This window comes from Microbacterium sp. PM5, assembly GCF_003293595.1.
GTDB lineage: Bacteria > Actinomycetota > Actinomycetes > Actinomycetales > Microbacteriaceae > Microbacterium.
Genome location: NZ_CP022162.1, coordinates 2,405,736 through 2,419,890 on the forward strand (window position 1 = coordinate 2,405,736; position 14,155 = coordinate 2,419,890).

12 protein-coding genes and 1 tRNA gene are annotated in these 14,155 nt (G+C 69.8%); 6 read left to right on the plus strand and 7 right to left on the minus strand.

Annotated elements, in window-relative coordinates; genetic code table 11:
• Nucleotides 1-19 precede the first annotated feature (19 nt).
• Nucleotides 20-2,545: an ATP-dependent Clp protease ATP-binding subunit gene (locus tag CEP17_RS11490; protein ID WP_112932336.1), complete on the plus strand. Its 2,526-nt coding sequence runs from the start codon at nt 20-22 to the stop codon at nt 2,543-2,545.
• 87 nt (nt 2,546-2,632) lie between these two features.
• Here the strand turns inward: CEP17_RS11490 and CEP17_RS11495 are convergent, their stop codons facing one another.
• From CEP17_RS11495 to CEP17_RS11505, 3 genes are read right to left on the minus strand one after another with little or no spacing between them, the layout of a single operon-like run.
• Nucleotides 2,633-3,376: a gamma-glutamyl-gamma-aminobutyrate hydrolase family protein gene (locus CEP17_RS11495; protein WP_112932337.1), complete on the minus strand. Its 744-nt coding sequence runs from the start codon at nt 3,374-3,376 to the stop codon at nt 2,633-2,635.
• Nucleotides 3,373-4,299, minus strand: a complete 927-nt coding sequence (locus CEP17_RS11500) for a transglutaminase family protein (RefSeq protein ID WP_239498631.1) — start codon at nt 4,297-4,299, stop codon at nt 3,373-3,375. Before CEP17_RS11500 ends, CEP17_RS11495 begins: the two co-directional genes overlap by 4 nt.
• A complete protein-coding gene (locus tag CEP17_RS11505; protein WP_112932339.1) occupies nt 4,299-6,827 on the minus strand; it encodes a circularly permuted type 2 ATP-grasp protein in 2,529 nt (842 codons plus the stop codon). Before CEP17_RS11505 ends, CEP17_RS11500 begins: the two co-directional genes overlap by 1 nt.
• A gap of 47 nt (nt 6,828-6,874) precedes the next feature.
• Here CEP17_RS11505 and CEP17_RS11510 point away from each other — a divergent pair, with 47 nt between their 5' ends.
• The 3 genes from CEP17_RS11510 (at nt 6,875) to CEP17_RS11520 (ending at nt 8,881) form a co-directional block, all read left to right on the plus strand.
• Nucleotides 6,875-7,408: an amino-acid N-acetyltransferase gene (locus CEP17_RS11510; protein WP_112932340.1), complete on the plus strand. Its 534-nt coding sequence runs from the start codon at nt 6,875-6,877 to the stop codon at nt 7,406-7,408.
• Nucleotides 7,409-7,459: 51 nt separating this feature from the next.
• Nucleotides 7,460-8,143 carry a hypothetical protein gene (locus CEP17_RS11515; RefSeq protein WP_239498517.1) on the plus strand — a complete coding sequence of 228 codons (684 nt, stop codon included), beginning with the start codon at nt 7,460-7,462 and terminating at the stop codon, nt 8,141-8,143.
• 330 nt (nt 8,144-8,473) lie between these two features.
• Nucleotides 8,474-8,881: a dehydrogenase gene (locus CEP17_RS11520; protein ID WP_112932341.1), complete on the plus strand. Its 408-nt coding sequence runs from the start codon at nt 8,474-8,476 to the stop codon at nt 8,879-8,881.
• 12 nt (nt 8,882-8,893) lie between these two features.
• Here CEP17_RS11520 and radA read toward each other — a convergent pair whose 3' ends face one another.
• Together radA and CEP17_RS11530 are read right to left on the minus strand one after the other, a co-directional pair.
• Nucleotides 8,894-10,249: a DNA repair protein RadA gene (radA, locus tag CEP17_RS11525; protein WP_112932342.1), complete on the minus strand. Its 1,356-nt coding sequence runs from the start codon at nt 10,247-10,249 to the stop codon at nt 8,894-8,896.
• A gap of 60 nt (nt 10,250-10,309) precedes the next feature.
• Complete coding sequence (locus CEP17_RS11530) at nt 10,310-11,263, minus strand: L-lactate dehydrogenase (protein ID WP_016463670.1); 954 nt, start codon at nt 11,261-11,263, stop codon at nt 10,310-10,312.
• Between the two features lie 114 nt (nt 11,264-11,377).
• On the opposite strand from CEP17_RS11530, the gene CEP17_RS11535 reads away from it, so the two are divergent.
• Complete coding sequence (locus tag CEP17_RS11535) at nt 11,378-12,082, plus strand: DUF899 family protein (protein WP_112932343.1); 705 nt, start codon at nt 11,378-11,380, stop codon at nt 12,080-12,082.
• On the opposite strand, the gene CEP17_RS11540 is transcribed toward CEP17_RS11535, so the two are convergent.
• Complete coding sequence (locus tag CEP17_RS11540; protein ID WP_112932344.1) at nt 12,052-13,479, minus strand: MFS transporter; 1,428 nt, start codon at nt 13,477-13,479, stop codon at nt 12,052-12,054. The two genes, CEP17_RS11535 and CEP17_RS11540, sit on opposite strands and share 31 nt — an antisense overlap.
• Nucleotides 13,480-13,601: 122 nt before the next feature.
• On the opposite strand from CEP17_RS11540, the gene CEP17_RS11545 reads away from it, so the two are divergent.
• Nucleotides 13,602-13,692: transfer RNA gene (locus CEP17_RS11545), tRNA-Ser, on the plus strand.
• A 71-nt stretch (nt 13,693-13,763) separates the two neighbouring features.
• Here the strand turns inward: CEP17_RS11545 and CEP17_RS11550 are convergent.
• Nucleotides 13,764-14,129, minus strand: a complete 366-nt coding sequence (locus CEP17_RS11550) for a hypothetical protein (protein ID WP_135948639.1) — start codon at nt 14,127-14,129, stop codon at nt 13,764-13,766.
• Nucleotides 14,130-14,155 lie beyond the last annotated feature (26 nt).

Here is a 14,155-nt window from a genome sequence, read left to right on the forward strand (position 1 = left end):
GCCTGAGGAGTGTCGACGAATGTTCGAGAGATTCACGGACCGTGCCCGTCGTGTGGTCGTCCTCGCCCAAGAAGAGGCGAAGATGCTCAACCACAACTACATCGGCACCGAGCACATCCTGCTCGGTCTCATCCACGAGGGCGAGGGCGTCGCCGCCAAGGCGCTCGAGAGCCTGGGCATCTCGCTGGATGCCGTCCGCGAGCAGGTCCAGGACATCATCGGCCAGGGCCAGCAGCAGCCGACCGGCCACATCCCCTTCACGCCGCGCGCGAAGAAGGTGCTGGAGCTGAGCCTGCGCGAGGCGCTGCAGCTTGGCCACAACTACATCGGCACCGAGCACATCCTGCTCGGTCTCATCCGCGAGGGCGAGGGCGTCGCCGCACAGGTGCTGGTCAAGCTCGGCGCCGACCTCAACAAGGTGCGCCAGCAGGTCATCCAGCTGCTCAGCGGCTACCAGGGCAAGGAGCCCGCGGGTGTCGCCGCCGGCGCGGGCGAGCAGAACCAGCAGGCCGCCCAGGGCGGTTCGGCCGTGCTCGACCAGTTCGGTCGCAACCTCACGCAGGCCGCGCGCGACAACAAGCTCGACCCCGTCATCGGGCGCGAGAAGGAGATCGAGCGCGTCATGCAGATCCTGTCGCGCCGCTCGAAGAACAACCCGGTCCTCATCGGCGAGCCCGGCGTCGGCAAGACCGCCGTCGTCGAGGGTCTCGCCCAGGCGATCGTGAAGAACGACGTCCCCGAGACGCTGAAGGACAAGCAGGTCTACTCGCTCGACCTCGGCTCGCTCATCGCCGGGTCCCGTTACCGCGGCGACTTCGAGGAGCGCCTGAAGAAGGTCACCAAGGAGATCCGCACGCGCGGCGACATCATCGTCTTCATCGACGAGATCCACACCCTCGTGGGTGCGGGCGCCGCCGAGGGCGCGATCGACGCGGCATCCATCTTGAAGCCGCTCCTCGCCCGCGGCGAGCTGCAGACGATCGGCGCCACGACCCTCGACGAGTACCGCAAGCACTTCGAGAAGGACGCCGCGCTCGAGCGCCGCTTCCAGCCGATTCAGGTCGCCGAGCCGAGCCTGCCCCACGCGATCAACATCCTGAAGGGGCTGCGCGACCGCTACGAGGCGCACCACAAGGTGCAGATCACCGACGGCGCCATCGTCGCGGCGGCGAACCTCGCCGACCGCTACATCAGCGACCGTTTCCTGCCCGACAAGGCGATCGACCTGATCGACGAGGCCGGCGCGCGCCTGCGTCTGTCGATCCTGTCGAGCCCGCCCGAGCTGCGCGAGTTCGACGAGAAGATCGCCAAGGTCCGTGAGGACAAGGAGGCCGCCAGCGAGGAGCAGGACTTCGAGAAGGCCGCCGCTCTCCGCGACGAGGAGAAGTCGCTGCTCGCCGAGCGCCTGCGCCTCGAGAAGCAGTGGCGCAGCGGTGACGTCGCCAGCCACGCGGTGGTCGACGAGGGTCTGATCGCCGAGGTGCTCGCACAGGCCACCGGCATCCCGGTCTTCAAGCTCACGGAGGAGGAGACCAGCCGTCTCGTCTTCATGGAGAAGGCGCTGCACCAGCGGGTCATCGGCCAGGAGGAGGCGATCGCCGCGCTCAGCCGCACGATCCGTCGTCAGCGCGCCGGCCTCAAGGACCCGAAGCGTCCCAGCGGCTCGTTCATCTTCGCCGGCCCCACGGGCGTCGGAAAGACGGAGCTGGCCAAGGCGCTCGCCGAGTTCCTGTTCGACGACGAGGGTGCGCTGATCTCGCTCGACATGAGCGAGTTCGGCGAGAAGCACACCGTCTCGCGGCTGTTCGGTGCCCCTCCGGGGTTCGTCGGCTTCGAAGAGGGCGGCCAGCTCACCGAGAAGGTGCGGCGCAAGCCGTTCTCTGTGGTGCTCTTCGACGAGATCGAGAAGGCTCACCCGGACATCTTCAACTCGCTGCTGCAGATCCTCGAAGAGGGTCGCCTGACCGACGGTCAGGGCCGCGTCGTCGACTTCAAGAACACGGTCATCATCATGACCACCAACCTCGGATCGTCGGCCATCGCCGGCGGCCCGGTCGGGTTCCAGGTCGAGGGCAACTCGCAGACGACCTACGAGCGGATGAAGGGCAAGGTCGACGAGGAGCTGAAGCGTCACTTCAAGCCCGAGTTCCTCAACCGCGTCGATGACGTCATCGTCTTCCCGCAGCTCAACAAGGCCGAGCTCCGCCAGATCGTCGGACTGTTCACGAAGCGACTGAGCGAGCGTCTGCTAGACCGTGACATGACGGTCGAGCTGACGGACGCCGCCAAGGACCGGCTCATCGAGATCGGGTTCGACCCGACTCTCGGTGCCCGCCCCCTGCGCCGCGCCATGCAGCGCGAGGTCGAGGACCAGCTGTCCGAGCGGATCCTGCACGGCGAGCTCAACCCCGGTGACCACGTCAAGGTGGATGCCGAGAACGGCACCTTCCTGTTCGAGCACGGTCCCCGCGGCGAGAAGGTCGCGGTCGGTGTCGGCGCAGTCGGCGCGATCGAGGCCACGCCGGACATCGTCGCCGGAAGCTGACCCGGTTCGATCGCTGTACGAAGGGGCGGATGCGGCGGCATCCGCCCCTTCGGCGTGTGAACGCGGCGGGGGCGTGAGTCGAAACGTCTAGCGGGCGGCGCGGAAGCGCCGGGCCGCGGCGACGAGCGCGGCGAACAGGCGCCGGTCGGCGGCATCCTCTTCGGGGTGCCATTGCACCGCGACGAACCACGGCCCTTCGATCGTCTCGATCGCCTGCGGGAGACCGTCGTCGCTGCGGGCGCTGACGACGAGACCGTCGCCGACCCGATCGATGCCCTGATGATGGTAGCTGCGCACCGACAGGTCGCCGGCGCCGACGATGTCCGCCAGTCGTGTGCCGTCTTCGACCGTCGCCGTGTTCGTCGCGAACACCCCGCCGCCGAGCTGATAGCGGCCCGTGCCCAGCGCCTCCGGCAGATGTTGGTGCAGTGTGCCACCCGCGGCGACGTTCGCCAGCTGCAGACCCCGGCAGATGCCGAGAACGGGCATCCCGCGACGACGTGCGCCGGCCAGCAGCGCCAACTCCCACGCATCGCGATCGGTGCGGGGCTCGTCGGTCTCGGGGTGGGGCGCGGCGCCGTAGAGAGCGGGATCGACGTCGAGGCCGCCGGTGAGGACCAGCCCGTCCAGACCGTCGAGCACCGCGTCGGCGGCAGCATCCGGGTCGGGCTGCGGTGGCAGCAGCACCCCCGCGCCGCCGACCGCGGTGGTCGCGTCGAGGTAGACCTGGGGCAGAAAGGCCGCGCGCACGTCCCACACACCCTGCTGGGCGCGCTCGAGGTAGGTCGTGAGGCCGATGACGGGTCGTAGGTCTCTGGCGGGGGCGCTCATGCGGTTCCTGTCGCCGCGGGAGGAAGTGACGCAGCGGTCGCCGCCGCATCGAGCGGAGCCACGTCGACCGAGACGCGCAGCGTCGAGTTCTTCGCCTTGGTGAAGATGATGCCGCGCACCGGCGCGACGTCCCCGTAGTCGCGACCCCACGCCACCGTCACGTAGCGGTCGTTCGCCCACTGGTCGTTCGTCGGGTCGATCGCCAGCCACTGGTCGGTGCCGGGCAGCCACACGGCGAGCCACGCATGCGACGCGTCGGCGCCGAACACCCGCTCCTTGCCGGGCGGCGGCTGCGTCGCCAGGTAGCCCGAGACGTAGCGGGCGGCGACCCCGTGCGAGCGCAGGCACGCGAGCGCCACGTGCGCGAAGTCCTGACAGACCCCCGCCCGCGCGCGCATCGCATCGCCCACGGTGCTGGTGACGGTGGTCGCCGTCTTGTCGTAGTCGAAGTCGCGGTAGATCCGCTGCATGAGATCCGTCGCGGCCTCACCGATGGGTCGACCGGGCGTGAGCGACACGGCACCGTACGCCGCGGCCTCCGGCTCGTGGCGCACCCGCGGCGACTCCAGGGCGTACTCGACGGCCCGCCACGCCTCGGGCAGATGAGTGTTCAGCAACGGCCGAGCCTGCTCCCACGGGAGTGCGAGCGCGTCGGCGTCGTATGTGGGCGTCTCGACGGCGACCACGCTCGATGCGGTGATCGTCAGCGCCTCGTGCGGGTCGGTGAGGTGGAAGTAGGTGGCCGAGTTGCCGAACGCGTCGGTGTCGGGCGCGATGTCGCCCGGAGTCGGGTCGACCTGGACGCTCGCCTCGGTGACCTCCTGCCAGGGCAGGCCGCGGGGTACGAGATGGAACTGGCCGACGCTGTCCTGCACGGGCTTGCCGTACGTGTAGGCGGTGCGGTGCCAGACGCGGTAACGCATCACGCGCGGGCCTCCATCAACTCGACGAGGGACAGGTCGGTCATCGCGACGGCGGGCGGCCCGCTCTCGAAGTGGAGATGGGTGACGGCATCCGAGAGCTGTTCGAGCTGCGCCGTCACATCGGCCATGAAGGCGACGAGCGTGGCGCGTCGACCGTTATCGACGACGTCCAGCGCGGCGACGTCGATGGCGGCGAGTTCCGTTTCGAGATGATCGAGCAGGCGCTCCGCCCGGGTCGACCCCGTGGATGCCGGCATGGCGGCCAGATGCTCGCGCAGACGCGCGAGCGCGAACGCGAGCGAGCGCGGGTTGCTGTGATCGAGCAGCAGCAGATCGAGCACGTCGGCGGCCCGCATCGACCCGCGGTAGCGACGGCGGTGGGTCACGACGCTCTCGGCCGCCAGGAGGACGGCCTCCAAGACGCTGCGCTCGGCGCGGGGCGCGTGGCGTTCAGCCAGACCCGTCGACAGCAGTTCGGACAGCTGCAGTCCGCGCTCCAGGAAGCGGCCGGCTTCGATCATGTGCCAGCCGGTGTCGCGGATCATGTTCGCCGTGATGCCGTACAGCGACAGCATCGCCGAGAGCATGCGCCCTCCCGACTCCGCCGTGCGGTGCGGGTGGGACGAGCCGCGCAGCGCGCGGGTGGCGCGATCGATCGTCGCGAAGACCCGCCACGTGTCACCGGAGAGCTGGTCGCGGACGCCTTCCATCGCCTCGCGAAGCCGCGCGATCGAATGCGCGGCGGAGCCGGGACGGCGAACGTCCAGCAGCAGCGAGCGGAACTCCGCCTCGGGATCGAGCGAGCGCATTCCGGCCAGACGCCCGAGCACATCCAGCAGGACGCGGGGGCTCTCGGCCAGCCGGCCCGCCACGTAGGCACGAGGCTGGTCGAGCTCGGTCTGCGCCGTCAGCAGCAGCCGCAGAAGGTCTTCCGCGCGCTCCGCATAGCGGCCGGTCCAGAACATGTCGGCGTGCGCGCGGGGAGCCAGCGGCGGGACGCTGCGGGCCGTCGGTGCAGGCGCGATCTCGGTCAGGTTCTGGTCGGGGTCGTCCTCCGAGGCTTTCAGCACCCACACGTCTTTCGTCCGCGGGAGCGCATCGGGGCTCTCTCGCACGGTCGCCAGACCTCCGACGAGCGGACGGTACGCCGACCCGTAACGCAACGCGAACGCGCGGAGCGTCAACGGCAGCGCGTCGATACGCGCACCGAGATCGTCGGTGCTCGACCAGACCGGGGTTTGCGAGAGCGGCAGCAGGTCCTGCCCGACGAACCGGTGCGGAGCCGACTGGATTCGCGCGATCAGGTCGTCGGCCGACATCTCGCTGAACGCCTTGCGCGGTTCGTCGATCGTGCGCACGATCAGGCCCCGATCTCCCGCGCGCACGCGCGACAGCACCCGGTCCCTCGCCTCCGGATCGCCGCACCACACCGTCGGCACCGACGGAATGCGCAACTGCTCGCCGAGGAGGTATTCGCACGCCGCGGGCAGATAGGGGAGCAGCCCCGGGTTCTCCAGCACGCCGGCTCCGAGGCCGTTCACCAGGCGCACATGGCCGCGGCGTACGGCCTCACTCAGCCCGGCGACGCCCAGCCGTGAGTCGCCGCGAAGTTCCAAGGGGTCGCACCACGCGGCATCCACCCTGCGGATGATCACGTCGATGCGGTCGGTGGGGCGCGTGCGGGGCCAGCCGGCGGGCTTCATCCAGACGAACCCGTCGCGCACGACCAGATCGCTGCCCTGCACGAGCGGGAAACCGAGCGCGCTCGCCAGGAACGCCTGGTCGAACGCCGTTTCGCTCAGCGTGCCGGGAGAGAGGATGACGACCCGCGGGTCATCGATCTCCGCGGCCACCGACGACAGCAGTGCGGCGCGCAGCGCCGAGAAATACGGGTCGATGCGGTGGAGGTTCTCCTCCTGAAACAGGTCGGGCAGCACCTGCGAGATCACCCGGCGATTCTCCGCGGCGAAGCCCAGACCCGACGGTGCCTGCACGCGATCGGCGAGGACGTGCCATTCGCCCTCGGCGTCGCGCCCGAGATCGGTCGCCGCCAGCAGCAGCGGATGAGGGTCGACGGCGCTCGCGCGGGCCAACGGGCGAGTGAAACCGGAGTGGCCGAAGACGACGGCCGACGGCACAATCCCTTCGCGCATCAGATTCTGCGGTCCGTACAGGTCGACGAGCAGCGCGTTCAGCAGCTCGGCCCGCTGCGCGAGCCCGACCTCCAACGGCGACCAGCCGGCCGCGTCGAACACGAACGGCACCGGGTCGAGCTGCCATGGCTGCGGTCCGGAGTCGCCGCGCAGGTACGAGACGCCGTCGTCCGCGAGAAAACGCGCGATCTCGCCGTCGACGCGCTGCAGATCCTCGCCCGTGAGGCTCAAGGCGTGCGCCGCCAGCGCCTTCCATCCGGGGCGGAGCGCCCCGTCGGCATCCACGAACTCGTCGTAGCGAACCGCCTCGGCCGACGGCGACAAGGGCAGCGTCGGCTGCGACACCGTCGCGGCATAGTCGCGCAACACACTCACGGCGAAGTCCTTCCCGGCTCCAGCGTAGGGGGCAATACAGTGGGTCGGTGACCCTTGCCGACCCCACCGAAGGCACCAGCCCGGCCCGCCCCGTCGTCCGGCCCGCGCGGACCTCGGATGTCCGCGGCATCCTCGCCCTTCTCGAGCCGTGGGTGCAGCGGCGGATCCTGCTCGGCAAGGAGATCGTCACCCTGTACGAATCGGTGCAGGAGTTCGTCGTCGCCGAGCAGGACGGCGGGCTCATCGGCTGCGGCGCCCTGCACGTGATGTGGGAGGACCTGGGCGAGATCCGCACGCTCATCGTCGCGGAGGACTGGCTGCATCACGGTGTCGGCGGGGCGATCGTGACGCAGCTGGAGGACCGCGCGATCGACCTCGGTCTGTCGCGGCTGTTCTGTCTCACCTTCGAGGTCGACTTCTTCCGTCGTCGCGGTTTCGCGCCCATCGGCGAACAGGTGGTCGACCCCGACGTGTACTCGCAGCTGCTGCGCAGCCCCGACGAGGGTGTCGCGGAGTTCCTCGACCTCGCGCACGTCAAACCGAACACGCTCGGCAATACCCGCATGCTGAAGAACCTCTGAGCCCCGCGCGCCCCGGCAGGAGACGGGGATGCCGCGGCCTAGCCTGGAGGAGTGAGCACCCCGACGCGCCGTTCGCGACGCCCCAGCCCCGCCGTCTACCGGCGGCGCCGGCTCGTCGCCGTGCTGATCGTCCTCGTCATCATCGCGGCGATCGTCCTCGCGATCTGGCAGCCGTGGCGTGCGTCTCAGCCCGCCGTGCCCGCATCGAGCCCGTCGGCCACGACGCCCGTCGCCTCGGCATCCGCTCCGACCGCATCCGTCTCACCCGCCGATGCCTCAGTGCCGCCGGCAGCGCCCGAGCCCACCCCCGACGCCTCGGGAACGGCGCCCACGGTCGCGGCCTGCTCGACGGCAGCCATCTCGGTGCAGGCGGTCACGGATCAGGACGTGTACAGCGCGGGCGAGCTGCCCAAGCTGTCGATCACGCTCTCGAACACGTCGGGCGCGGCGTGCCTGATCAACGTGGGGACCGCGACGCAGTCATTCGTGATCACCAGCGGCACCGACACGTGGTGGCGTTCGACCGATTGCCAGTCGGAGTCCAGCGATCAGGTCGTTCAACTCGCAGCGGGTCAGACCGTCTCCAGCGTGACGCCGCTGCAGTGGGACCGTACGCGATCATCGGTCGACACGTGCGGGTCGTCGCGGCCGCAGGCCTCGCCGGGCTACTACCACCTCTCGGTGTCGATCGGCGGCATCCAGGCGGCGGATACGAAGGTGTTCGAACTGCGCTGAGCCCGCGATCATCGCCATTCGGGATATCTAGGCAGTGATATATCTCTGACTCTGAGAGATTTCTCATCTGGGAACTAGCCGCCGTCTCGCGGGCGCGGCTACCCTTGTATGTAGCTCTCGTGGCGAGCCACCGTCGCCCCCAACGGCGGTCGTCGTGTCACCCCCAAGACCGGCATTCGGCAGATCGCCCGATGAGCCCAGGCCCTCTCGATTCTCCCAGCCCCCAATGTGGGGATCGAGAGGGCCCCCCCTTTTCTCGCGCAGGGTCCGTCACGTTGGGCGCGGCCGGCGAGTCGACGCGGCGCGCGAGGCGCCTCGTATGCTGGAGGGATGGCCGGAAAGAAGCGCGCGAAGCCCCCGCTCGAATTCCGCAACACGCAGCTTGCCGACGCCCTGCAGACGCAGGACATGGCAGCTCTGGCCTTCGCCCTGCGTCACGGCCCGACGGTGGTGCCGCTCATGCGCCCCGGTCAGCGCGACGACCCTCGCGATACCGGCGAGGTCTGGACGTACCGCGATCCGAACACCGGCGATGTCGCGCTGCTGCTGTTCAGCGATGCGGCGAACAAGCCCGCCGCTCTTCCCCCCGCGGTGGCGCTGCACTCGCCCGCGTGGCTGCGCAGCTTCCTCGCGGCCCACGAGTCGGAGATCACGACGGTCTTCTTCGACATCGCCGGACCGCACGCGATGCAGGCCTCTCCGGCGGATCTGCTGGCCGCGCTCGCTCTCGAAGCCTGACGTGCGGCGTGCTCAGAAGTCGGGGCGGTCGCTCGGCTCGCTCGGATGGTGCCGTGCGAGGTCGCGCAGGGCGCCGCGCAGGTCGCGGGATGCCGTGTCGATGACGGACCGATAGCCGACCCGGTTCGCCTCGTTGCGGCGCTGCTCGTGAGCAGTGACGGCTCGCACTTCGCCGGCCAGGCTCAGCTCACCGATGGCGACCAGACCCTTCGGGGTGGCCCGCCCCGTGACCGCGCTCGCGACGGCGAGGGCGATGGCGAGGTCGGCGGCCGGCTCGATGAGACGCACGCCGCCCACGGTGGAGACGTAGACGTCCTGGTCGGATACCCGGATTCCGGCGCGCTTCTCGAGCACCGCAAGCACCATTGCCACGCGTGCGCCGTCGACGCCGCTGACGATGCGCCGTGGGTTGGGGCCCGAACCGGGCAGCGTGAGCGCCTGCACCTCGACCGGAAGTGCGCGTCGTCCCTCCATCGCGATGGTCACGCAGGTGCCCGGTTCGCGTGATCCGTGGCCGAGGAAGAGGGCGCTGGGGTCGGGCACCTCGGCGATGCCGCGGCTCGTCTGCTCGAAGCAGCCGACCTCATCGGTGGCACCGAACCGGTTCTTGAGGGCGCGGACGAAGCGCAGCGCGGTCTGCCGGTCGCCCTCGAAGTGGCAGACGACGTCGACCAGGTGCTCCAGCACGCGCGGCCCCGCGACCTGCCCGTCCTTCGTGACATGGCCGACGATGATGACCGGAAGATCACGCTCCTTCGCCACGCGGATGAGCGTCGACGCGACCTCGCGCACCTGGCTGGGATGCCCCGGCGCTCCGTCGACGAGGCTGGAGCCGACCGTCTGGACGGAGTCGACGATCAGCAGCTCGGGACGAGTGTCGTCGACATGGCCCAGGATCGTGGCGAGGTCGGTTTCGCTCGCGAGGTAGAGCTCGTCGTGGAGGGCGCTGGTGCGCTCGGCGCGCAGGCGCACCTGTCCGAGCGACTCCTCGGCGCTCACGTACAGCACGCGCCGACCGGCGCGGGCGGTCTGTGCGGCGACCTCGAGCAGCAACGTCGACTTCCCGACGCCGGGCTCGCCGGACAGCAGGATGGCCGCACCGGGCACGAGGCCCCCGCCCAGCACGCGGTCGAACTCGCCGACGCCGGTGGTCCGCCGCGGCGTCTCACGCGTGTCGATCGAGGTGATGGGGCGCGCCGCACGCGTCGGCGCGAGCGGCGTCACCGCATGCATCGGTGTCGACGACACGGCCTCGACCACCGTTCCCCACTGCTGGCACTCCCCGCATCGCCCGACCCACTTCGCGCTCGTCCAGCCGCACTCGGTGCAGCGGTACGCGCTCGTGGTCGCGGTGCGCTTTGATGCCATGCGTTCAGGCTAGTCGCGGCATCCGACAGTAGCGCCTGCCACCGCATGGACGGCGAGAGATCAGCGCAGCGAGTCGGCGACCTCGCGGAGGGCGTCGGCCGAGCGACGGAACAGACCGAGCTCGTGGTCGGAGAACGACGTCTCGCGGATCGGCACTGCGCCGGCCGCCGAGACGACCGCCGGGACGGACAGGGCGACACCGCTCACGCCGTGGAAGTCGTCGAGCACGGCCGAGACCGGCATGACGGCGTGTTCATCGTCGAGGATCGCCTCGACGATGCGGGCGCTGGACAGGCCGATCGCGTAGTTCGTCGCACCCTTGCCCTGGATGACCTTGTAGGCGGCGTCGCGCACGTCGACGGCGATCTGGTCGAGCTCCTCGACCGTGAACGGCGGCTGACCGTCGAGGGGCTGCCACTCCAGGATCGGGACGGTGCCGATGGTCGCGTGCGACCACAGCGGGAACTCGGTGTCGCCGTGCTCGCCCACGATGTAGGCGTGCACGCTGGAGATGGAGACGCCCGCACGCTGCGCGATCTTCCAGCGCAGTCGCGAGGTGTCGAGCACGGTGCCCGACGCGAAGATGCGCTCGTAGGGCAGGCCGGTGGTCTCCTGCGCGAGCACCGTCAGCACGTCGCACGGGTTGGTGACGATGACGAACGTCGCGTCGGGAGCGACGTCGAGCAGCTGCGGCATCATCGACTTCAGGATGTTGGCGTTGACGCCGGCCAGCTCGATACGGGTCTGCCCCGGTCGCTGCTTGGCGCCCGCCGTGATCACCACGACGTGCGAGCCCTTCGCGACCGAGATGTCGGCACCGCCGATGATGTCGCTCGACCCGGTGAACTGGGCGCCGTGTGCCAGATCGAGAACCTCGGCCTCGGTCTTCTCCGCGGCGATGTCGTAGAGGGCGACGTGGCGGGCCGAGCCGCGGATGAGGGCCGCGTAGGCCACGGAGGATCCGACCGCTCCCGCGCCGACGACGGTCAGTTTCGAGTTCTCGATCACGCTCATGGCCCCAGTCTGACAGGCCGGGGGATGCCGCGGCCACCGCGGGCCGCAGCCGTGCGAAACGGCGGCGTGCAGGGGGGTCTTGCGGACGGCGTCCGAGGGGCGAAGGATGCCGGCATGACGGACGATGCCCCTGCCCTGCCTCCGGTGGTCGACCTCGACACCTGGCGGCGCGAGTTGGCCGCTCTGCGCGTGCGCGAGAAGGCGGCGACCCGAGAGCTCGACGCGATCGCCGCGCAGCGGCGACGTCTGCCGATGGTCGAGCTGCCCGACTATGTGCTCGAGGGTCCCGACGGTCCCGTGCGCCTCGTCGACCTCTTCGGCGACAGGCGACAGTTGATCGTCTACAGCCACATGTGGACGGACGGGAAGCAGTGGCAGTGCCCGGGCTGCACGAGCTGGACGGCGCAATTCACGCGGCTGGAGTTCCTCGACGACTACGACGCACGGTTCGTCATCGTGACGCAGGGTCCGATCGACGAGGCGCTCGCCTACAGGGAGCGCGTGGGCAACCGCATGGACTGGTATTCGACGGCGCACAGTCCGTTCGGGGTCGACATGGGGGCGCCGCCGGACGCGGGGTTCGCGGTCAACGTGTTTCTGCGCGACGGCGAGAAGGTGTACCGCACGTGGCACACCGACGGGCGCGGCACCGAGCAGCTCGGATACCTTCACGGCCTGATCGACGTGCTGCCGTTCGGGCGGCAGGAGGCGTGGGAGGATTCGCCGCCCGGGTGGCCGCAGCATCCGACGTACGAGGGCGGCATCGGGTCGCCCGGCATCGCGGCGCTCTACGGGCCCGGAGGCTCCGCCGCCGGGTGAGCGACTCCCTCGGCGTCTCCTCCCGACGCATCCGAGCTGGATCGGCGTGGGTTGCGGATGCCGAGAAGCGAGACCAGTCCGCCGACGATGAGAAGCGCGGCCGTGGTGACCGCCGCCCGGTGGAAGCCGGCCAGATCGAGTGCGCCACCGGTGATCGCGGCAAGGGCTGCGATCGGCAGCAGCCCCGCCACGCGGGCGACGGCGTTGTTGACCGCGGAGGCGATGCCGGATCGCTCCGGGTCGGCGGCCCCGAGGATCGTCGAGGTGAGGGGAGACACGGTGAGGGCGAGTCCGAGCCCGAACACGACCATGCCCGGGAGCACCTGCCACCAGTAGTCGAAGTCGTCGGCGACGAGCAGCAGCAACAGCGCGCCGACCGACATGATGAGCGGCCCGGCGGTCATGAACAGACGCGGTCCCCATCGTCCGACCAGGGTGCCGATGCGTGAGCTGAGCGCGATCATGAGCAGGGTCGAGGGCAGACTGGCGAGGCCCGCGAGGGTCGCGCTGAGGCCGGCCCCCTGCTGCAGGTAGACGGCCAGGACGAACCCGTTGAGGGCGAGGGCCGCGTAGATGAACAGCGTCGACAGGTTGCCGGCGGAGAAGTTGCGGCTGCGGAAGAGATCGAGCGGCAGGATCGGGTCGGCGACCTGGCGTTGTCGCCAGACGAATCCGGCGAGCAGCACGAGGCCGGCGAGCCCCGGCATCCAGATCGCCGGGGACCCCCAGCCGAGGTTCGGCTGCTCGATGAGGGCGAAGACGGCCGCGCCGAGGCCGAGGGTGCACATGATCGCTCCGAGCACGTCGACCCGGGCGTCCGCGCGGCGTTCGTCACGGTGCTCGAGCCGTGTCAGCAGCCACAGCGCGATGCCGATCGGCAGCAGGTTGATCCCGAACGCCCATCGCCACGAAGAGTTGTCGACGATGAGCCCGCCCACCAGGGGGCCGATGATCATGGCGCCCGTCGTGGATGCCGTCCAGATGCCGATGGCGCGAGAGCGCAGCGGTTCGTGCATCGTCGCGGTGATGAGGGCGAGAGAGCTCGGCACGAGGAAAGCCCCGGCGGCACCCTGGACCGCACGTGCGGCGACGAGGAGTTCAGGGGTGGGGGAGAGGGCGACACCCACCGAGGCGATGCCGAAGCCGATGAGGCCGATGCGCAGCACGAGAACCCGGCCGAACGCATCGCTCACCGCGCCGGCCACCAGGATGAGGGCACCCAGTGTCACGAGGTAGGCGTCGACCGTCCACTGCTGGGTGGACAGGCCGCCGCCGAGGTCGCGGGCGATGGCGGGGAGGGCGACGTTGACGATGGTGCCGTCGAGGAAAGCGACGAACGACCCCAGGATGGCGATCGCGAGGACGAGTCGCTGCTGTGGTGTCATCTGCCGCGTCATCGCCCGAGCTCTCCCATGCCCTCACGCTAGGGCGCCCCGGCGACATCGTGAAGGGGGTGGGCAGGGCCACCCTCGCTGCAGCCGGTTCGCGGCATCCCGCGGAGTGTCGTAAGCTAGTCGGCGGTGACGTGTCCGAGCGGCCGAAGGTGCAACTCTCGAAAAGTTGTGTAGGGTAACCCCCTACCGTGGGTTCAAATCCCACCGTCACCGCCATCACGAAGGCCCCGACTCCCGCGAAATCGCGCGGATGTCGGGGCCTTCGTCATCGGTGCTTTCGCTGTCGGTCAACCGCCATAGCGGACGTAGAACGAGCCGGGGCCGCAGGTGTAGGTCGCGGGTCCCGCGGTGTGCACGCCTTCTCCGAGGCGAGCACAGGTCTGCCCGGCATCCACCACGGTGGCGCCGAGCACGAACACGATCACCAGTGTCACGGCGACGCCGGCGCCTGCGATGACGACGCCCGCGAGCGCGAGTCCGTTGCGGTGCCCCTGCCGACGAGAGCCGACCAACGCGATGATGCTGATCGCGAGTCCGGCGAGATTGAGGATGACGAAGAACGACAGCACGAATCCGACGATTCCGAACGTTCGGTAGGCATCGGGTGTCGGCGAAGGTGCCGTGGCGAGGGGGCTGTCAGCGGGGATCGACATGAGGTGACCATATCGGTGCCGGCGCT